The organism is Marinimicrobium hydrolyticum (assembly GCF_030848505.1).
GTDB lineage: Bacteria > Pseudomonadota > Gammaproteobacteria > Pseudomonadales > Cellvibrionaceae > JAVDDU01.
On sequence record NZ_JAVDDU010000001.1, the window covers coordinates 1 to 20,014 of the forward strand.

General features: G+C 55.7%; 19 protein-coding genes. 10 read left to right on the forward strand and 9 right to left on the reverse strand.

The annotated features are described in order from the left end of the window. The first annotated feature begins 320 nt into the window (after nucleotides 1–320). From RBH33_RS00005 to RBH33_RS00020, 4 genes are all read left to right on the forward strand, one after another. Nucleotides 321–1,673 carry an MATE family efflux transporter gene (locus RBH33_RS00005; protein ID WP_306730063.1) on the forward strand — a complete coding sequence of 451 codons (1,353 nt, stop codon included), beginning with the start codon at nucleotides 321–323 and terminating at the stop codon, nucleotides 1,671–1,673. A 113-nt stretch (nucleotides 1,674–1,786) separates the two neighbouring features. Then, nucleotides 1,787–3,370 (forward strand): peptide chain release factor 3, encoded by a 1,584-nt coding sequence (locus tag RBH33_RS00010; RefSeq protein WP_306730064.1) that lies wholly within the window; start codon nucleotides 1,787–1,789, stop codon nucleotides 3,368–3,370. A gap of 27 nt (nucleotides 3,371–3,397) precedes the next feature. After that, complete coding sequence (locus RBH33_RS00015; RefSeq protein ID WP_306730065.1) at nucleotides 3,398–3,730, forward strand: hypothetical protein; 333 nt, start codon at nucleotides 3,398–3,400, stop codon at nucleotides 3,728–3,730. A 13-nt stretch (nucleotides 3,731–3,743) separates the two neighbouring features. Beyond that, nucleotides 3,744–4,400, forward strand: coding sequence for a hypothetical protein (locus RBH33_RS00020; RefSeq protein WP_373568202.1), 657 nt, complete (start codon nucleotides 3,744–3,746; stop codon nucleotides 4,398–4,400). A 76-nt stretch (nucleotides 4,401–4,476) separates the two neighbouring features. Here RBH33_RS00020 and RBH33_RS00025 read toward each other — a convergent pair whose 3' ends face one another. Continuing rightward, nucleotides 4,477–5,643 carry a TonB family protein gene (locus tag RBH33_RS00025; RefSeq protein ID WP_306730066.1) on the reverse strand — a complete coding sequence of 389 codons (1,167 nt, stop codon included), beginning with the start codon at nucleotides 5,641–5,643 and terminating at the stop codon, nucleotides 4,477–4,479. A gap of 391 nt (nucleotides 5,644–6,034) precedes the next feature. On the opposite strand from RBH33_RS00025, the gene RBH33_RS00030 reads away from it, so the two are divergent. From RBH33_RS00030 to RBH33_RS00040, 3 genes are all read left to right on the forward strand, one after another. Beyond that, nucleotides 6,035–6,706, forward strand: a complete 672-nt coding sequence (locus tag RBH33_RS00030) for a cyclic nucleotide-binding domain-containing protein (protein ID WP_306730067.1) — start codon at nucleotides 6,035–6,037, stop codon at nucleotides 6,704–6,706. Between the two features lie 64 nt (nucleotides 6,707–6,770). Beyond that, complete coding sequence (locus tag RBH33_RS00035; RefSeq protein WP_306730068.1) at nucleotides 6,771–7,448, forward strand: flagellar brake protein; 678 nt, start codon at nucleotides 6,771–6,773, stop codon at nucleotides 7,446–7,448. Further along, nucleotides 7,426–8,187, forward strand: a complete 762-nt coding sequence (locus RBH33_RS00040) for a hypothetical protein (RefSeq protein WP_306730069.1) — start codon at nucleotides 7,426–7,428, stop codon at nucleotides 8,185–8,187. The genes RBH33_RS00035 and RBH33_RS00040 overlap by 23 nt, the downstream gene beginning before the upstream one ends. Before the next feature lie 88 nt (nucleotides 8,188–8,275). Here RBH33_RS00040 and RBH33_RS00045 read toward each other — a convergent pair whose 3' ends face one another. Further along, complete coding sequence (locus tag RBH33_RS00045) at nucleotides 8,276–9,082, reverse strand: hypothetical protein (protein WP_306730070.1); 807 nt, start codon at nucleotides 9,080–9,082, stop codon at nucleotides 8,276–8,278. 358 nt (nucleotides 9,083–9,440) lie between these two features. Between RBH33_RS00045 and dinB the strand changes: the two genes are divergently transcribed. Together dinB and RBH33_RS00055 are read left to right on the forward strand one after the other, a co-directional pair. Continuing rightward, nucleotides 9,441–10,556 (forward strand): DNA polymerase IV, encoded by a 1,116-nt coding sequence (dinB, locus tag RBH33_RS00050; protein ID WP_306730071.1) that lies wholly within the window; start codon nucleotides 9,441–9,443, stop codon nucleotides 10,554–10,556. 219 nt (nucleotides 10,557–10,775) lie between these two features. Next, nucleotides 10,776–11,201, forward strand: a complete 426-nt coding sequence (locus RBH33_RS00055; protein ID WP_306730072.1) for an ExbD/TolR family protein — start codon at nucleotides 10,776–10,778, stop codon at nucleotides 11,199–11,201. A 340-nt stretch (nucleotides 11,202–11,541) separates the two neighbouring features. Here RBH33_RS00055 and RBH33_RS00060 read toward each other — a convergent pair whose 3' ends face one another. The 7 genes from RBH33_RS00060 to RBH33_RS00090 all read right to left on the reverse strand — a co-directional run bounded on the left by RBH33_RS00060 (nucleotide 11,542) and on the right by RBH33_RS00090 (nucleotide 19,089). Next, complete coding sequence (locus RBH33_RS00060) at nucleotides 11,542–12,822, reverse strand: aspartate aminotransferase type Ic (RefSeq protein ID WP_306730073.1); 1,281 nt, start codon at nucleotides 12,820–12,822, stop codon at nucleotides 11,542–11,544. 145 nt (nucleotides 12,823–12,967) lie between these two features. Then, entirely contained in the window at nucleotides 12,968–14,878 is a 1,911-nt protein-coding gene (locus tag RBH33_RS00065) for a M48 family metallopeptidase (RefSeq protein ID WP_306730074.1), read from the reverse strand. Between the two features lie 45 nt (nucleotides 14,879–14,923). After that, entirely contained in the window at nucleotides 14,924–15,520 is a 597-nt protein-coding gene (locus tag RBH33_RS00070) for a LemA family protein (protein WP_306730075.1), read from the reverse strand. 61 nt (nucleotides 15,521–15,581) lie between these two features. Then, entirely contained in the window at nucleotides 15,582–16,160 is a 579-nt protein-coding gene (locus RBH33_RS00075; RefSeq protein WP_306730076.1) for a BON domain-containing protein, read from the reverse strand. After that, a complete protein-coding gene (locus tag RBH33_RS00080; RefSeq protein WP_306730077.1) occupies nucleotides 16,160–16,747 on the reverse strand; it encodes an SIS domain-containing protein in 588 nt (195 codons plus the stop codon). The genes RBH33_RS00075 and RBH33_RS00080 overlap by 1 nt, the downstream gene beginning before the upstream one ends. 87 nt (nucleotides 16,748–16,834) lie before the next feature. After that, entirely contained in the window at nucleotides 16,835–17,206 is a 372-nt protein-coding gene (locus tag RBH33_RS00085; RefSeq protein ID WP_306730078.1) for a YraN family protein, read from the reverse strand. A gap of 2 nt (nucleotides 17,207–17,208) precedes the next feature. Continuing rightward, nucleotides 17,209–19,089, reverse strand: coding sequence for a penicillin-binding protein activator (locus RBH33_RS00090; RefSeq protein ID WP_306730079.1), 1,881 nt, complete (start codon nucleotides 19,087–19,089; stop codon nucleotides 17,209–17,211). A gap of 52 nt (nucleotides 19,090–19,141) precedes the next feature. Between RBH33_RS00090 and rsmI the strand changes: the two genes are divergently transcribed. Then, entirely contained in the window at nucleotides 19,142–19,999 is an 858-nt protein-coding gene (gene rsmI, locus RBH33_RS00095; RefSeq protein WP_306730080.1) for a 16S rRNA (cytidine(1402)-2'-O)-methyltransferase, read from the forward strand. Nucleotides 20,000–20,014: the final 15 nt, after the last annotated feature.

Consider the following 20,014-nt stretch of genomic DNA (forward strand, 5'->3'; position numbering starts at 1 on the left):
TAGAGTTGCTTTGGGTCACGGCGGCTTATGGATTCCCGCTTTCGCGGGAATGACGGGTGAGACGGGTGAGACGGGTGAGACGGGTGAGACGGGTGAGACGGGTGAGACGGGTGAGACGGGTGAGACGGAAATGACGGGTGGGGCAGGGGAAGGAGTGGGGCGGGAATGAGGTAGGAGCGGGGGGCTGGGGGCATAACGGGGCTGAGGGAATGTCATCCTCGACTCCGATCAGGGACGGGGATCCATCGTTCTCGTCGGCGCTGGTGTATACTGCGGCGCTGTTCTCACGCCGCACTGACGACTAAGGCAATCCGCACTCTATGGCGCAGCAGCTCACGGCAACCCTGACCGAAGGCCCCGTCGCCGGCCAATTGCGCTCCATGGCGGTGCCCATGGTTTGGGGCTTGTTGGCGACTATGTCGTTCAACGTGGTGGATACGTTCTACGTTGCCCAGTTGGGCAGTCGGCCCCTGGCGGCGCTCAGTTTTACCTTTCCTGTGGTGATGGTGCTGACCGCCTTGGGTATCGGTCTTGGCGCCGGCACATCATCGGCCGTGGCTCGTGCCATTGGCGAGGGTGACGCACAAAAAGCCCGGCGCCTGGCCACCGATGCCACCAGTCTTACCTTACTGATTTCGGTTGGCGCCTGCCTTTTGGGCTGGCTCACTCTGGAACCCTTATTTCTGGCCCTTGGGGCGACCCCGGACCTTATTCCCCTGATTCGGGAGTATATGGCGCTCTGGTATTTCAGTGCGCCCTGCCTGATGGTGCCCATGGTGAGCTTGGCGGCATTGCGCGCTATGGGCATGAGCCACATCCAGGGTTACCTGATGAGTGCGGCGGCTATCTTCAATGCCATTCTGGATCCCATTCTAATTTTTGGTCTTTTGGGCGCACCGGCCATGGAGTTACGCGGTGCAGCTTTAGCCACCTTGATTACTCGGGGGCTGATGATGTTGGTGGCCCTGTACATTCTTCACTATCGGGTGCATTTGCTGGTGAACCCGCTAGTAGCCTGGAGTCAGATGCGACACTCCTGGCGGATCATTGTGCACGTAGGAGTGCCGGCCATGGCGGCCAACGTGATTGTTCCTTTGGCCAGTGCGGTGATTATTATGATGGTGGCCCGCTATGGGACCGACGCGGTGGCCGGGCTGGGGATCGCCATGCGCATTGAACCGCTGATGTTGATCGTGTTTTACGCCTTATCCGGCGTGATCGGGCCTTTCTTTGGACAGAACTACGGTGCGGGCCAGCACGGTCGTATGGCCGAAGCGCAGCGAGTATTAACGCGTTTTTCCATCGCCTTTGGCCTCTTGGTCGCGGTGTGTCTGTGGATGTTTGGCGGCGCTCTGGCGAGCCTGTTCAGTGACCAGGAAGAAGTCTTAACGGTGGCGGCTTTCTACCTGGCGGTGGTGCCGTTCAGTTACGGCGCCTACGGTGTGGTGATGTCGGTTAGCGCCGCCTTTAACGGGCTGGCGCGACCCTGGCCGGCTATGCTGCTTTCGGCGGCGCGCGTGGTTTTGGTGTTCCTGCCTTTGGCGCTATTAGGCCAGTGGCTCTGGCAACTGGAAGGCATTTTTGTGGCCACCGCCCTGGCCAATATCAGTGTCGGCCTGTGGGCCTGGTTTTGGCTGCGCCGTCATATCGCGCGGGTGTCCCGCGAGGCCTGATTGAGTCGGGACGGGATATGGGCGAGAATAGCGGCCAGATTGAGTCCACTACCCAGCGCGCCATTCTGCGGCGACGCTCTACATCCACACGATAGACCCAGAAGATTGTATTCATGAGCAATAGCATCATCCGTTCGGAAGTTAGCAAGCGGCGGACTTTCGCCATTATTTCTCACCCGGACGCCGGTAAAACCACCATCACTGAAAAGCTGTTGCTGTTCGGGCAAGCCATTCAACAGGCGGGTTCGGTCAAAGGCAAGCGCGGTCCTCACGCCAAGTCTGACTGGATGAGCATGGAGCAGGAGCGAGGCATTTCCGTGACCTCCTCGGTGATGCAGTTTCCTTACAAGGACCGGGTAGTAAACCTTCTGGATACTCCTGGGCATGAAGACTTTTCCGAAGATACCTATCGCACGTTAACCGCCGTCGACTCGGTGCTAATGGTGTTGGACGGCGCCAAGGGTGTGGAGGATCGCACCATCAAACTGATGGACGTGTGCCGTCTGCGAGACACGCCCATTCTGTCGTTCATTAACAAAATGGACCGGGAAGCGCGCGACCCAGTGGAACTGCTGGATGAAATCGAATCGGTACTGAAAATCCAAGCAGTGCCCATCAACTGGCCATTGGGGATGGGGCAAGATTTCAAAGGCGTTTACAACCTCTACACCGATACCGTGCACCTGTACAAAAAAGGGCAGGGCAGTGGTATTCCTGAAGATTTACGCATTCAAGGGCTCGATAGTGACGAAGCGCGGGAGTTGTTGGGTAGCGATGTTGAAAGTGTGCTGGGAGAAATAGACTTCGTACGCGGCGCGACTCCTGAGTTCGATGTGGAAGCCTATTTGGCGGGCCGTATGACGCCGGTGTTTTTTGGCACCGCCTTAGGTAATTTTGGTGTGCGGGAAATGCTTGATGACTTCGTTGAGTGGGCGCCCAAGCCCCTGGGCCGCGAAGCGAAAGAGCGCTTTGTGGCTCCCGATGAAGAAAAATTTTCGGGCTTTGTATTTAAGATTCAAGCCAATATGGATCCACGTCACAGGGACCGGATCGCGTTTATGCGCATCTGCTCCGGCACTTATCACCAAGGCATGAAGGTACACCATACGCGTATTGGGAAAGACGTTAAAATCGCCGATGCAGTAACGTTTATGGCCGGGGATCGCAGCGCTGTGGCGGAAGCGGTGGCGGGCGATATTATCGGCTTACACAACCACGGCACCATTCAGATTGGCGATACCTTTACCGAAGGCGAAGAGCTGAAGTTTACGGGCATTCCTCACTTTGCTCCGGAACTGTTCCGTCGTATACGCCTAAAAGATCCGCTCAAAACCAAGCAGTTGCAAAAAGGCCTTCAGCAGTTGTCCGAAGAAGGCTCCACCCAGGTATTTTTTCCGCTCAACAAGAACGACATTGTGGTGGGCGCTGTGGGTGTTCTGCAGTTTGAAGTGGTGGCCTATCGCCTTAAAGACGAATATAAGGTGGAAGCCATTTATGAGCCGGTTAACGTTGCCACTGCCCGTTGGGTGGAGACGGAAGATCCGAAAGTGCTTGAGCAGTTTAAAAACAAGTGCCAAGACAACCTCGCCCTGGATGGCGGTGGTCACTTGACCTATTTGGCACCGACACGCGTCAACTTGTCTTTGACCGAAGAGCGCTATCCAGACGTGGCGCTACGGGCAACGCGCGAACACTAAACCTTTTGGCCGCGGGGAAGGACTCTGATGCTAGCAACCATTCTTTTATCTGCGCTGGTTTTTGCGCTGCTGCTGGGGGTGTTCGTATGGGTGCGTACGCCCCGCTACCGAATTAATCGGGCTAATGTAATCGCCCTTCTGGAGCTGGTTCTGGACGCGCGCGCCGCCGAGAACGACTGGCGGGTGTTTGTCAGTATCCCCTTGCGCCATGACCCCTATTTGGAGCAAATCCGCCAACGATGCATGGACATTGAAGAGCGCACCTATGTGGGCAAGCGGCGTTCGGGGTTTTTGTTCAGTGACCAGGGCCTGGCTGAGTTGCGAGAGATTCTTGACGAAATACGATCCCACGACCCGTGACTCTTGACTATACTTGAGCAAAGCCCCTACTTGCCGATACCTTGAAGAGCGGCTTTGGTCAGGGGGCGCCCGCTATAAAGGGCATATACGAATTCATTCGGAGGGGGTTGCGGTGGGCTTTGCCGACGACAATAAGGATCTGGTGTGGGATCTAGACGCGTTCAGCCAACGCCGGAAAGCGACGGACTTTGTCATGGGCTTTGAAAACAAGCTCTGTGTGTATTCCGGCGCGGTGGAGCAAATCTACACCAACTACAATATCTTCTTTCCTAAGGAAGAAGAGCGCAAGCTCGTGATTCTCCCTAACCCCTATGCGCCTCATGATACCTTCAACGGCATCCCCCAGGAGGCGGTGAGCGCGACGGGTCTGTACATAGTGCCCGGAAGAGTGGGGGATAAAGATGGACTGCTGCTCAGAATTCCCTTTCGCAGCGGTAACTCCAAATTCCGCACGGTTCCCCTGCAAGTGGGTTTACGAGTGGTTGGTCAGAGCCGCACACCGGATCGGCCATTGTTGCCGGTGTTAATGAAAGGTGATTTGCGGGAATTGAACGCCGATACCCCGTGCTTACATTTGCACACAATTCAGCTGGATCAGTTGGAAAAGCATTCTATGTTGGAGCGAGACAGTCTGCGCAAGGTCATTCAGCACCATTTAGGCAGGCTTTAGCCGCTCAGGGTTGTACTCAGGGAAGGAACAAGCTTAAGGCCGGTCAGGGAGGCGGCCAAGCCGCCTCCCAAAAGGATCAATCCGGCAATATAAAGTTGAAGGGTACTGCGAACTCGTACTGACGCCCACCAATGGCACTGGGTACTTCTGGGAAGGGGGCCGCGGCAGAGACGGCGTCCAGAGCGGCCCGGTTGAGCATCGAGAAGCGGGACTCTTCAAGCACTTCCGTACTGATAATTTGCCCCGCCCGATTGATCACGACAGATACCCGTACTTCACCTTCCTGGTTGCGCTGCATAGCGCGACGTGGATATTCAGTCCGGCTTTGAATTTCGCGCAACAGCGAAGAAAAGTAGACTTGTTGGGCGCGCAGCGACTCCGCCGTTAACATGGGCTCGTCATCTTCCTCTTCTTCCACCACTGGCGCGGGTTCAGGCTGAGGTTGCGGTCTTGGTCTTGGCTGCGGCTCGGGTTCCGGTTCGGGCTCTGGTTCCGAGGCGCGCAAATCCGGGCGCGGGATGTCCAGGGCAACAGCCGGCAAGCCGATACCAATGTCCGGCCTGGGCGCTTCGCGGCTGGGCGTGGGTTCTGAGGCTCGGGCGGTTTGCGCGGGCTGTGCGGGCTCTGGTGGTTGGGTCCAGGCAATCAACTCTTCGCGTCGACTATCAGATGGCTCTATGCTCTCAAAACGCCGACGCAAATCTGAAGATACGTCCCCAGCCTGCAACAGGCTGGCCCGATAGGCGGACGAAAGCGGGACATTACCGATCCAGGTTCTGAGCAAAACATTAAAAAACTCGTCGCTGCCGATGGTGCCGAGGGCAACGTCGTTAATGGCGATGAACACCCCATCCCCCGGCTCCAGACTAAAGGTGATCACATCGTTCTTTTCCAGGCGACCTTTAAACAGATTGGAGAAGGCCACCATATTGTCGGCCTGCTCATTCAGAACGGTGCCACTGTTGTTAATGGCCACACCTTCAATCCACATGCGGCTGAAGCGGCGCGCGGTAATGCCATCATCCGCCGTAATACGCAGTTCCATGCGCTTGCGGCCGTCGGAAGACAATATCTGATTTCGGTCGCTGCTGTAGGATTGGAGGTAGAGGGCGCCAATGAATTGTTCATTGCCCAGCTCGTTATGGACGGCCAAGCCGTTCAATTGAGTTGCCGCCCAGAGGCCACTGGCCCAGAGCGAACACAGGAGGCCGATCAAGGCCACAAAAGCAGTGGATCTACGCATAGTTCTGTTCCCGAAATTATTTTATTGCGCTCGGGCTGAGGGCGCAGCCCAATATTCAGGTTTCAGCCCCAATCACCTGGGTTGCCCCAAAGGTGAACGCCCCGGCGTCTAAAACCTTACTCTCTGCCCTTAATAGTACATCAAAGTCCACATTTTTGGAGAAAAATCGATCTATTTTTGTGCAATTATCATATTTACTGCTGCCCCTTCGCGCCTTTTCGTTAAACCTTTTGCGTTAATTGGGGCCGCGCGGTTGTCAGTGCTGGCGCCGCGACGCTATGATGCTTCCTGCGCACACAGCGAGCTGATCCAGGGGGACGTCCCCGCCCCCTGGAATCAAGAGATCCAATAATAAGGGCTGTTTTTAGCAGTCAGCCGGCCAGGAAGAGCAATGGAAATCAGACCCCTGCAAAAGTTTCCTCGCGATAAGCTGGAGCAATTGTTGCTCACCGTTCCCTTCTACAAATCAATCAAACAACAGGATAATTGGCAGTTTGAAATCTTGCTGCAGCACTCCAGAATCGCCTGTTTTTCTCCTGGTGAAGTGGTTCTGCAGCGTGGTGAGCGTGATCAGTGGTTGTATTTTTTACTCAAAGGCCGGCTGCAGGTGTTCCCCGATGAACTATGTCAGGGTGAACCGGTAAATTTGATTACACCGGGTGAGGTATTCGGTGATCTTGCCATGTTAGTGGGGAGTGAGCGTACCGCAACGCTCATTGCTGACCCCAGTTGTCGAGAGGTCATGGTATTTGCATCGGACTTCCGGGTATTTGGCGATTTGGAAGCCATACAGCCCATCAGCTTGCAGACCAAACTTACCTATTATCGAAACACGGTGCATAACCTTCGCTGGAAATTGGAGGTGTACCGCTCCCAGAATCCGCAGCACAGCTTCGCCAACAAGCATCGGCAGGTGAAACTGTACACGGGCGTCAAAGGTACACTGGAAGAGCTGCGAGCCTTGCACGCGCAAGCCCAGGCTTTGGCGCGCCTGTTGTTGGAGTGGAACGGCGAGTTTGGCAACCGGGTTGCCACCGACGCCACTGCCCAAGCTCCTGACTAGTCCTGCCCGGACGCTTCGAGTCTGCTATGCTTGAAGCGGTTCCTATCACAACTGACCGCTATCGATGAAATTTGAAGAGCTCAAACTCAGTCCTGGTTATCCGCTGCAAATTCAGGTCTCCGACCCTTCGGGGCAGTCCGATCGCTGGCCCTGCCGGTTGATTGGTGCTGTTCCGGGGCGCAGTTTGCTGATATCCGTTCCCCGCTCCGGGGGCCGTCTGGTGCGTTTTCGCCCGGGGCAAAAAATTCTTGCGCGTATGATGGTGGCCAATGGCGTAGGCGCCTTTGCCAGCGTGGTAGAAGCGCAAACGGCTGATCCCTACCCCCTGATTTATTTGAGCCACCCAAAAGATATCAGTTTTAAGGGCGTTCGCGGTGCCACCCGTGTGGGCGTTGAACAGCCAGTAATCGCGACCAATTTAAGTGCGCTGAGTGAGCAGCAAGTCAGCGGTAAGTTGGCCGATATCAGTGTAACGGGTGCGCGCTTGGAACTGGACACGGTTTTGGGGGATATTGGCGATAAAATCCTTTTGCAAACTCGAGTTGAAGTGGCCGGAATCGAGCGCGATTTGACCATTGAAGCTATTCTCCGATCCCGCATAGAGCGCAGCACCCAAGAGAGTACGCAGAACCTGCCGGTGGTTTACGGCATTGAGTTTACTGAAACTGATGAAGAACGCCGCCTATTGCTTTACGCCTACGTCTTTAGTCAGATAGCTCATGACCAGTCCCCGACACCTTAGCGCCGCCCTAGCGCTGTCTCTGGCCGCTGCAAGCAATGCTCAGACGGTGGATCTAGACCAACTGTGGCTTCCACAGAGCTATCTGCGCCATTTACCCAGACTTTATGATGCCGCACAGCTTGTCGACGCTTCGTCCCGCTGCGTAGAGTTTATTACCGGTACGGTGGCGGTGGATCGGAGTAGCCTTGAACACCCGGTGTTTACCTTTACCTGTCGCAATCGCGAACGACAAACCTATAGTTTGTTGGTGGACGGCTTAACTTTAAAGAAAGTCGACAGTACTCGTCCCGAAGGCTTTATCTCCTTCGAGGAGCTGGAAAAAGAGTACCAGCGAGAGCGGGAGCTGGCCTTGGAACGAGAGCGGCAGCGTGAGGAATTAGAGGCGTTGCGGGCACAGAGGCAGCAGGAGAGAGAAGAGCAGCAGCGGCGCGAAGCTTGGCAAAAAGAGGAGCAGGCGCGTGCCGAGCTTCTGTGGGAAACCTGCCAAGCTCAATTGCAAGACCGTGTGGGTAATATGAGCCAACTGGTATGGCTTACCGATACTATGCCGGAGCCAAGCTATGAAACTGAGCCGGAAGTGGGGGAGCAACCACCGTTTGTTTTCGTGATTGATTTCAATGCCCGGGATATCGTTGGGCAAGCGCTGCGCTACCGTGCGCGCTGCATTGTGGCAAGTACCGTCGAGCACCGTCTGGAGATAGGCGCGCGCCGAGAAGCGGATGAAGAGCCACTGAAATGACGAAGTAAAAGCAAGAGGAACGAAAAAGGGCGCCCATGGGGCGCCCTTTTTTGTTACCAGCTCACCCGACTACATGTCGGGGTATGGATCAAGCGGTTTTAGCTTTCGCCCGAGCTTTGCGCGCGCGTTTAGCGGTCGCTTTCTTGGCGGGCCGCTTGGCGGTTGCTTTTTTAGCGGTGCGCTTGGCGCCTGCTTTCTTAGCTACCCGCTTGGCTGGAGCTTTTTTAGCGGTCGCTTTGCGAGTGGTTTTCTTGGCTGAAGGCTTTTTCTTGGTGGTCGCTTTCTTGGCGACGCGCTTGGCCCGAAGTGCAGCCTTCTTCTCAGCGGCTTTTTGCCGTGCGGCAGCCTTTTTGGCGGCTACTTTGGCACGGGCGGCAGCGGCTTTGGCCTTGGCTTTGGCTTTAGCAGCGGCTTTCTTGGCCCGGACCTTGGCTTTGGCGGCAGCTTTCTTAGCGGCGGCCTTGGCTTTGGCGGCTTCTTTGCGAGCAGCCGCTTTTTGCCGCTTGGCGATAGCAGCTTCAGCCTTGGCTACAGACTTCTCATGCTCGGCAGCCATCTTGTTGGCTGCTTTGATTGAGGCCAATTCCTGCTTAGCGCTGGCCAGGTTGGCCTTAACTGCGTCGGAAGCCTTCTTAGCAGCAGCTACGGCTGATTTGGCAGCAGCGGCTTGCTTGGCAGCGGCGGGGGTTTTCTTTTTCTTGGCAGCGGCCAGTTTGGTGCGGGCAGCCTTAAGTTGTGCTGTTGCTTTGGTTGAGTCTTTAGTGGCAGACGTAACCGCTTTTTGAGCGGCCGCTTCCTGCTTGGAGCGAGCCTTAACAAGTTGAGTCTTCAGTTGTGCCAGTTGTTGTTCCAACTGAGCGACATCATCAACCGCTTTTTGTTTGCGTGCAGCCATGGTGAGCATCCTTTATTTTGTTTTTGAAGTATCTTAAAAGAACTAGTAGGTCGAACGGCTACTAAGTTAAAACTTTGTGGCGAAATTTCAAGTTTTTTAACGCTATTTGGGTAAAAAAAATGGTTTTTTTTGCTCTTTTTTTTAAAAACCGAATGAATTCTTAGTTTTTGGGGCAAATCCGAGCCCGCACAGTAAATTTTTATGATTTCGTGAGTGTCTGCATAAAAGCCATTAATGGGTTTAAAAAGGCGCTGAAGTTTAGTGATCACAATGTGTCGCAACCAGGACGATAGCTGTATATAATCCCAGTAAAAGTGGTGCTTTGCACCATGCAGTATTGACTAAAATGAAGGTTTAAATGCGGAAAATTATCCATTGCGATGCGGATTGTTTCTTTGCCGCCATTGAGATGCGCGATGACCCAAGTCTGCGTCACCGGCCGATGGCCGTGGGCGGTTCGGCGGAACGACGCGGGGTAATTTCCACGTGTAATTATGAGGCCCGGCGTTACGGTATTCATTCTGCGATGGCTTCCGCCCACGCACAGCGCCTGTGTCCAGACTTATTGATCGTTCCGCATCGCATGGAAGCCTATCGAGAGGCTTCGCAGGCTTTGCGGCAGATATTCTTCCAATACACCGAGCGGGTAGAGCCCCTGTCCTTGGATGAAGCATTTCTCGATGTGAGCGAAAGTACGCACTGTCAGGGCAGTGCCACGCGCATCGCAGAACACATTCGTGCCCAGGTTAAGGCGAATATTGGCATCAGTGTTTCCGCCGGAGTAGCGGGCAATAAGTTTTTGGCTAAAATTGCCAGCGATTGGCGCAAACCGGATGGTTTGTTTGTGATTCGTCCGGACCAGACGGATGAGTTTGTTCGCCAACTGCCAGTACGATTGATTCCCGGTGTGGGCAAGGCCACGGCCGGGCGACTCGCTCTTTTGGGCGTGGAGTTTTGTAGTGATTTGCAGAAATTCAGTGTTTTTGAACTCAGCGAGCACTTTGGGGTCTTTGGAGAACGTCTGTATAAGCTTTGCCGCGGCCAGGATGAGCGACCGGTAACCATTGGCCGTCGGAGAAAGTCCCTCAGTGTCGAGCACACCTATCCCAGTGACTTGCCCGATTTGCCCAGTTGCCTGAACCAACTACCAGCGCTTTTGCAGGATATGCAGAGACGTCTGCGCCGCTTGCAGGATGATTACCTGGTAGTGAAAGCGTTCGTGAAGTTGAAGTTCGATGATTTCACGCTCACCACCCTGGAGCGGAGCGGCAGTGACTTACGCAGGGACACTTATCAAGAGCTGTGCGCGCAAGCCTATGCCCGTTACAACCGGCCGGTGCGTCTGTTGGGAGTGGGGGTGCGATTTGTGGATTTGCGAGAGGATCAGGCATTCCACCAGCTGGATTTGTTCTCGGAAACCACGGAGCAGCGAGTCGCTGAAACTCCTGGTTCCTATTCGGTAGGAAGACGTTAGGGCGCCAAACTATTGACGCCTGAAGGCCATGTAAGGGCTGATTTGTCCCGCAAGGCTCTTTGCTGGCGACCTGTAGCGTGGCGTAGAAATTGGTGGTCAGGGGGCGGCGAAAACTGATAGTATTCGCGATTAGCTTTATCGCTAGCAAAGCCGGTGGGCCTTCAAGCCCGCTAATAAAGCCCTTTTCAGTTGACAGATAACAAACGGGGAGTAAGCGCGGTGAGACGAAAGAAAGGCCGTAGCCAAGACGAAAGCAATGACATCGACCTGACACCCATGCTCGATGTGGTGTTCATTATGCTGATTTTCTTTATTGTGACGGCATCCTTTGTGCGGGAGATTGGTATTGATACCAATGTGCCCGAAGACACCGATCAGCCGCCACCGACCGATGCGGATCCCAATATCGTTGTGCGTATTACCCGCGATAACCAAATCTGGATGGAAAACCGCCGGGTAGAAGAGCACGCCGTGCGCTCTAATATTGAGCGTATGCGCGCGGAGCTGCCCGAAGCCACGGTAATCGTGCAAACTCATGGCGATGCCCATGCAGGCACCTACGTTGCCGTTGCTGATGCCGCCCGCGAGGCTAGGGCGCCGTCCGTAGTGCTCGTGCCTATGGATGAGCGCGGCGCTGCTCGCTAAGCGTTCATTCAAAAGCCGGATATTAAAAAACCACCGTGGTCACCCCCGGTGGTTTTTTTGTGCCTGCGTTCTGTGGGCCACTTTTCGTGAAAAGCCCGTCCCCCCGCCTATCGTACGTTAATTGAGTGCTCCGTAAGCAGGTCCTCGGGCAAGCGCAGGGTGAGTGTTCAGCAAACGTCGTGGACCCATCCATGGGGACTGCCTCAAAAGGTCCCTCTTTTGAGGCTTGCTGAACACTCACCCTGCGCTTGCCCTCCTAGCCCCGTGCTCTAGCCTTCTTTTTCACCAGTGCTGCAAATTCTCATGCCTGCTCAGGCGTTTACGGCGGGAGGTGGTACTTTTAGGATTGCGCCAATTTAGCCCGTACCGATGCCAACTTCACGCAGATAACAAAGACCTTCATAGCGGAAACTACTTCGGAAACGCTGGGGACCGAAGGTGCAATGCGAATATTGCAGTCCTGAGGATCTTTTCCGTAGGGGAAAGTGGCGCCAGCTGGTGTCAGTTTTACACCCGCTTCCGCCGCCAGCTTTACGGTTTCCCGCGCACAGTTGGGGCGGGTGTCGAAGGACACAAAGTAACCCCCTTCAGGAGCTTCCCAGGCACCCAGGTCTGTGTCCGCAAAAGCTTCCTTCAGTGCACTTAACACCGCTTCAAATCGCGGCTGCAAAAGTTCTGCGTGAGCCTTCATATGGGCGAGTAGGGCGTCGCGATTGGGGAGGAACCGGGCGTGACGAATTTGGTTGACCTTGTCGGGACCTATGGTGCAGGTGCTCAAAAAGGCCTTCAGGCCCTTCAGATTGGCCTGGCTGGCGTTAACAAAGGCCACACCGGCGCCCGCGTGGGTAATTTTTGAGGTGGAAGCAAACTGCAACACGGAATCTTCCGTCCCCAGGCGCTTGCAGGCGCTCATGATGCAGCTCAATGCGGGCGCGTCGTCGGTTAGATCGTGCACGGCGTAGGCATTGTCCCAAAATACGCGGAAATTGGGATTGGCGATTTTGCCCAGCGCCGCAATGCGCTCCACAGTTTCATCGCTGTAGACAACCCCAGTAGGGTTGGAGTACTTGGGCACACACCACATGCCTCTGATAGCCGGGTCTTTTTTGATGAGTGCTTCCACCGCGTCCATGTCTGGACCCTGAGCAGTCATGGGCACCGTAACCATATCGATACCCAGCTGTTCGCACACAGTGTAGTGACGATCGTAACCGGGAACCGGGCAGATAACTTTCACGGCGCCATCGTGCTTCCAGGCGCTGTCCGGGCCGGTCAGTCCAAACTGGTGCGCGGTGAGCATCATTTGAAACATTAAGGTCAGGCTGCTGTTGCCTCCCACCAAAACGTCGGCGGGGTCAACGCCCATGATATCGGCGCCGAGGCGTTTGGCCTCGGGCAGCCCATCCAGCCCACCGTAGTTGCGGCTATCGGTGCCATCCTCGGCGCGGTAGTTACCGTTTAAGATACCGTCCAGTGCATCGGACAGGCTCAATTGTTCCGGTGACGGTTTGCCGCGGGTCAAATCAAGGTTGAGGTTTTGCTCCACGATGGCTTTGTAGTCGGCGGCCAGTTCGCTTTCCCACTGGCGCAGTTGTTCAGGGGTCGCATGATCCAGTTGCAAGGTAGTACCTCAATGGTTGGTGGGCTTATAGGGAAGTGATTATAACTGTTTGCCTGACAATATTTAACCGGGGCGGCGCAGGTCGGCATTGAGGTTGAGAAGAGGAGGAATGCCCTGCGGGTTTCTAGACCCGCAGTAGTGCTCGTTAAGAGTGCTCGCCCGCCAATATCGGGGGGACAGGGCAATCAAGGCTGTCGGCCAATGCTCGGAACAATTCGGCCTCAATGGCAGTGACGCGATCATTGTAGAAAATCGCACGACTCATGGCCTTGAGCAAAGCCGGTTTTTCAAGTGGTTTAAGCCGTTTAAGCCGTTCAATAGCGCGGTCCAACTGCGTCAATTGGATTTGATTGCTCGGAATTAAAGTCAGATCAGCGAAGGGAAGCTCGGCGTTGGCCGCAGCAAACGCGCCCCGTGCTTCATCGGCGTCTCGGGCCCCAGCATGGGCGGTCAACGATAGCACCAATTCGCACTCACGCTGGCAATAGCGGAGCTTAAGTGTATTTCGAGTCGGCGTCTGCGCCTCAAGTTGCTGAAACACAATTCGGGACAGGGCCCATTCCATTAAGCTAATCCGTCCGTCGGCGGCAATCAGGTATTCAACGGTCTTTTTAAACTCCGCATACTGGCCTTTGGACAATTGCTTTAACGCGGGTAGAGCCAGTTCCAGCAAGGGTAAACGCCCCTCGGGGTTTGTGTCTCGAGCGGCCTCAGCGAGCGGCTTTAGATTCTCCCAGTCTCCGTCGGCCGTGACCTCAGCCAAGTGCTGCCATTGGCGTTCGCGCACCGCCTCATCCCGTGAGAGCAGTAAGCCGAATACCAAGGCGCGAGCGGCAAAGGTGTCGTGGGCCGCATCGCGCAGTTGCGTATCCAGGGAGGCGAGCAGTAGCTGGGCGCGCGCCAAGTGCTGCGGCATGGCTTGGCCGATGCTTTCAATACTAGCGTCCACCGCGTTGATGTCGGTGCTGCCGGCCTGAAAATTACTGGCTGGCGCGCTGCTGTCCGGTGAGGCTGTTTTTGCGCTGGGAGCTTGCCCATCCCACTGGGGCGCGATGCGCCGAATACGTTCATCCACGGGTGGGTGGGTGGCCATCATGCGATTAAAAGAACTTCCTACACCCTGACCAAAATACATGTGGCTGAATTCGGCGGCATCAGAGGCTTGCAGTTTTGAACCCACAGAGGAGCCGGCAATTTTTTTCAGGGCGCCGGCTATACCGTCCGGGTTGCGGGTGAACTGCACGGCCGAGGCATCGGCGAGGAACTCTCGTTGCCGGCTCACCGCCGCTTTGATCCAGTTGCCAAAAAATGTACCAATGGAGCCGATAAGTATCAGTAACGCGCCCAGACTGAGAATCGCCATTTGGCTGTTGTCGCGATTGGAACGGCGTGGACCACGGAAGTAGGCGCTGCGTAACATCATATGGCCCAGGAGGCTAATCACCAGTATGCCATTGAGCAAACCGACCAAGCGGATATTCAAACGCATGTCACCGTGCAGTATGTGGCTGAACTCATGGGCAATGACGCCCTGCAGCTCATCGCGGTTGAGTTGTTCGATGGCGCCCCGGGTGATGCCGATAACCGCATCCTGAGGTGTGTGGCCGGCAGCGAAGGCGTTTATGGACTTTTCCTCCAGCAAATACACCGGCGGTACCGGAGTGCCCGAGGCGATGGCCATTTCCTCCACCACATTAAGCAGTTGGCGTTCGTCGGCACCGGCGCTGTTGAGGTTAATCAGCTTGCCCCCCAGGGCTTCGGCGACGGCTCGCCCGCCGCTGCGCAATTGCAGCATTTTGAACAGACCACCCATGCTGACAAAAAGCAACACCAGTGTGGCAATGACCGTTAAGGCCTGCCAGCCCACGACCGAGGTTAGTGCGGCCCAGAGACCCTGATCTTCGTAAGTGACGTAGCCGTTGGTGTTGAGACCAAGCATGACCACGGCGAACACCAAAGTGGTAATGGCGATTAAGGTTAGCGTCGCCAAGCTGAGCAAAAGCACCAGGCGGCGAGTGTTGCGCCTGGCGATGTCCTGGTGCTCGAAAAAGTTCATGATAGCGGTCCGTTAGCTCTCACCAAATTATGAGAAATATTTTTATTAAAAGGAGACTTTGGGCGCTTCCTGGATGGCGGCGCTGTCCGCGAATTCCAACAAAGAAGCGTCTTCACCGTGCCCGACCATGGGGGCTAGCATGACTTGCGGAAAGCTTTGTTTGTAGGTGTTGTATTCCATTACCGAGTCGTTGAACGCTTGTCTGGAAAAGGCGACGCGGTTTTCGGTGCTGGTGAGTTCCTCGGACAGCTGCGCCATGTTTTGTGACGCTTTCAGGTCAGGGTAGGCCTCCATCACCATGTTCAGTCGTCCCAGGGCACCCGTCAAAGAGTTTTCAGCTCCGGAAAGTTGTGCCATGGCGCCTTTGTCTCCGGGTGCGGCTTTGGCCGCGTTCAAACCCGCCAGCGCTTGATTGCGTGCCTGGGTTACCGCTTCCAGGGTTTCGCGCTCGTGCGCCATGTACGATTTGGCCGTTTCGACCAGATTGGGAATCAGGTCATAGCGGCGTTTGAGTTGCACTTCGATTTGCGAAAATGCATTTTGGAAACGGTTTTTCAGTGCTACCAAGCGGTTGTACACGGCAATGGTGAAGAAAAACAGTGCCGCGACAACCGCCACTATGATGATAACTGTGATGTTCATGGTCCATCCTCTCAGTTTATTGTGTTTATACGTTCCGTTTTCCCTGACGTGTCAGGGTTTGTCAGTCTATGTATTCAAATACCCGCACTACTTTACTGGCGCCGCTGGTGTGACGAACAATTTCGGTCACTCGGTCGGCTTCCGCGCGGGAGACCAAGCCCATCAAGTAAACCGCGCTGTCTTCCGTAATCACTCGAATGCGTCGGCCTTCCACATCTCGGCTGGCCAGCAATTTGGTTTTAATTTTTGTGCCCAACCAGGTGTCCTTCGTGCGCGTGAGCATGGGGATGGGAGCTTCCACCTGTAATTCATTGTGCACTTGGCGCACGCTGTGAATATCACTGACGGTTCGCGCCGCCAGCTCACGCATTTCGGTGCTGGGAACCTGGCCAGTTAACAGAACCACGGCGTTGTAGCTGTTGACTTTGATGGGCGCTTCCTTAAGCCGCTCATGCGCCTTGCCAATGTTAACTTTGGCTACGGTTTCGATTTGGTTGTCGTCCAGACGCGCGCCCAAGCTGCGTTTGCCGGGATTGAGTTCAATGGGTTCGCTGGTGGTGGCGCTGACGACTCGGGCACAGCCGTTTAACCCGAAGGCAATGCTGAGCAGGAGCATGATGGGAAGTAAGGCACGGAACATCAGGAGTGGCTCCCAAAAAGTTGTCGATCAATTAAATCACACAGGCAGAACAGCGTCAGCAAATGCACTTCATGAATGCGAATTTTGGATGCCAGGGGAGCGCGCAGTTCGATGTCTTGGTTGTCCAGCAATGCGGCTGCATCGCCTCCGTCACCACCGGTCAGCGCGACTACGCGAATGTCTCGATCGTGTGCGGCGCTGATCGCTTGCAGCAAATTGGCTGAGTTGCCACTGGTGGTAATTAACACCAGAACATCACCGGCTTGTCCAAGTGCTCGAATTTGCTTCGCATAAATGTCGTTATTACTGTAGTCAGAGGCGATGGCGCTCTGGGTTATGTAATCCGCACCTAAGCTGAACGAGGGCAGGCTGGGGCGCTCATGTTCAAACCGATTGAGCAGGCAAGAGGTAAGAATTTGTGCCTGGGCTGCGCACACGCCATTGCCACAGGTCAGTATTTTGCTCTCATTGAGTAAGGCTTCGACCAGCACTTCGCTGGCGTGGGCGATTTGGGGCGCTAGACTCTCCCCGGCCTGCATCTTGGCTTCGATGCTTTCGTGAAAAAGGTTGATGACCCTTTGGTCCATAATGCGTTATCGCTCTTGGTTGGGGTAAATCCACACTAGCCGTCGTGTCGAAGGCACTCGGCAGACATCTTATTCGGTGAGCTTGCCTCAGGCGCCAAACGCGTTTGGTAGCCAGGTAATTCCGTCGGGCTTCAGGCCTCGGTCGAAGGCCACCACATCGAATCGGCACTGGACTTTGTCCGTTAATCGGCGTTGTAGCAAATAGTGTTGTGCCGCCCGGAGCAGTTTGTGCTGTTTGCGGGCATCCACACTTTCAGCCGCGCTGGCAAAACGGGCGTTGCTGCGCAGGCGTACCTCGACGAAGATCAAGGTTTCGCCCTGGCTCATGATTAAGTCAATTTCCCCAGCCTTGCAGCGATAGTTGCGTTCGCGGGGCTGCAAGCCCTGGCGCTGTAGGAAAGTTTCGGCCAGCGCTTCGGCCTGTTGGCCCTGGTTGTTGCTCGATGGCCAGAGGCTCACGGCTATTCCACTTCAATATCGGCAAGTGTGGGTGCCAGGGGCTGCACGGTACCTCGGCTGAACTCAACCCAGACCTGTTCGCGCTCGATACGTCCACCTGGCAACATCTGTAGGGCGCCTGTGGCTCCGTAGAGTCGCGCCTGAGTGACTTGTGCCAGTTGCGGTAGACGCGGGTGGAGGTGGTAGGCGTCCACCCCTAAGGCGTGCATACGGCTGTAAATGGCAGGTGCGCGCACATGCTCGACAATGGCTTGTTTCTCGGGACTGTCCTGGTCGAACAGCCAAGGCATGGTGTTGAAACGTACGCCGTTGAGATCGCCATCGCTGGCACGGTCTTCCTCGCCGGAGTAAATGTGGCTAGTGGAATACACGGGTACTTGCCCGGCGTAGTGGAACGCCAAAGTGGGTTTGATTTGCCGGCCCTGTTCGGGATTGGCAATCAAAAAAATCATGTCCAGGTCCTGACGCCGGCGGGGCTCAAACTCCACTTGGGCACCGAACAAGCGCACCAGCTCTTGCCTTCGGGCTTGGCTTTGGTCAATCAGTAGCGCTTCCTGGATGATGCGCGAATAGCCACTGTTGATAAATTGGCTGATATTTACCACGTGGCCACCCAGGGCCAACCACTCGTCGGTGAACGCTAGAGCGCTGCGTTCACTCCAGTTGCGATCAGGCGTAATCACCAGAGCGTAGCGGTGGCCATCCAGATATGCCCGGCGGGCCACTTGGCGAGCCTCGTCTTCGGCGGCCAGTCCAAACTGGTAAAAGCCTGCGGGACTTTCCAGGCCGGCTAAATACGGGTTGGAGCTCTCTGTGTAGTTGAGTGTGAGTATGGGTACCGGTAACTCTTCCTGCTCGCTCAGCGTTTGCACTTTGTCGCGATCCAGGGGGCCAATAATAAATTCGGCTCCCTCGGCGACGGCTTGTTCGTACAGGGTCAGTATGTCGATGTCGCCGGCGCTGTCGTACTGACGAATTTGCGGGACCCGGCTCTGTTCGCTGAGGGCGTGATAGTACGCGGCCATAAAGCCATCACGCACGGCATCCCCGGCCTGAGCGAGATTGCCCTGTTGTGGCAACAACAATGCGATCTGTGAAGGCGCTTGTTCCACCAGCTGCCGAAGCAGTTGCAGGTCCTGGGGCAAGTTACGGTTGGCCGGGTGTTGGGGCCAGTCACTCTGCCACTCCTCGACCCGTTGCTGCTGGCGTTCCAGGTTGGTCTGATTGTTCTTACTCAGTGCCGCCAAGCTGTACCAGCCACGCAATGTGTAATTGCTCTCTTGCCGCGCGAGACCTTCCAGCTCGTTGCGGGGCAGAGTCATCAGGCTGTGCCAGATGGCCTCCCGGTTGTGCAATTCGTCTTCTTCGGTTGTCAGCAGCGAGCCCAACTGAATCCGCTCATTGATGGCGCTGGGGATTTCTCCGCGCCGTTCGAAGAGCACAGCGCGCATGCCTCGCAATGCCACTTCCTGCTCGGGACTTAAGTCGTACCACTGTTGCTCGAGGCGGGGGTTGGTTAGAATGCTCTCGGCCAACAGGTACGAGCTGTCTTGTAGGGCGACCTGGGCGAGTAATTGCGAATGCTTGATAAACGCGGCATCTTCCAGTTGGCGTGCATCGATGGAAGTGAGCAGGTTTCTGGCCCAGTCGTTTTCCTGCTGCTGAACCAGAAGCTCGGCGGCTCGCAGAAGATAATCATCCCGCTCCGGGCCGCTGCTGGCGCGTGCTGAATCCACCAGTTCCCGAACGCGGGCCTCGATCTGCTCGGCGCTGAGAGTAACGGGATCGTCCGTGAAGGTTGATTGCGTGGGCGTGCTGCCGCAGCTGGCCAGCGCCAGCGCCATAAGTGCTGCAAGCGCACAATAAATTCCCCGGTTCAACATGAATTCTCCTAGGTGCAAACCTTATGTGCCGATTAATGACGAGAGACCACTTATGACTTATAGCAGCGCGACGGGCACGCTCTTCGTGGTGGCCACGCCAATCGGCAATTTGGACGATATGGTACCGCGAGCGATAGAAACTCTACAATCGGTAAACGTCATTGCCGCCGAGGACACTCGCCACAGTGGTCGGCTGCTGGCTCGCTTTGCTATCGAAACCCCTTCACTTGCCTATCATGATCACAGTGATGATCGACGGCTTGAGGATTTGCTCGGGCGCCTGCAAACCGGTGAAAACGTGGCTCTCATCTCCGATGCGGGTACACCCTTGGTGTCCGACCCCGGTTATCGATTGGTTCGTGCAGCGCGCGAACGAGGTTTCACGGTGGTTCCTATCCCCGGCCCCTGTGCTTTGGTGGCGGCGCTCAGCGCTTCGGGCTTGGCATCTGATCGCTTTTCTTTCGAAGGGTTCCTTCCCGCTAAGTCCGGCGCCCGCAGGCATGCGCTGGACGCTTTGGCGCGTGAGCCCCGCACCTTAATTTTTTACGAGGCGCCGCACCGAGTGCTGGAATGCCTGCGTGATATGCAGCAGGTGTTCGGTAGTCAGCGCGAAGCGGTGTTGGCGCGGGAGCTGACGAAAACCTTTGAGACTATTCACAGTGCCCCCTTGGCGGAACTGACCGAGTTTGTGGCGGGCGATTCCAATCAGCAGCGGGGCGAAATTGTTCTGCTGGTACAGGGGGCGCCCAAAAATGCCGGTTCAGAATTGGATTCTGAAGCGGAGCGAATCATGGGTGTACTATTGGAAGAATTACCGCTTAAGCAAGCGGCCAGCTTGGGGGCCAAGCTGACCGGCCTGAAGAAGAACTTCCTTTACCAGTGGGCTCTGGATAAAACTCAGGGCCACTAGGATTTTGCCCCCAGC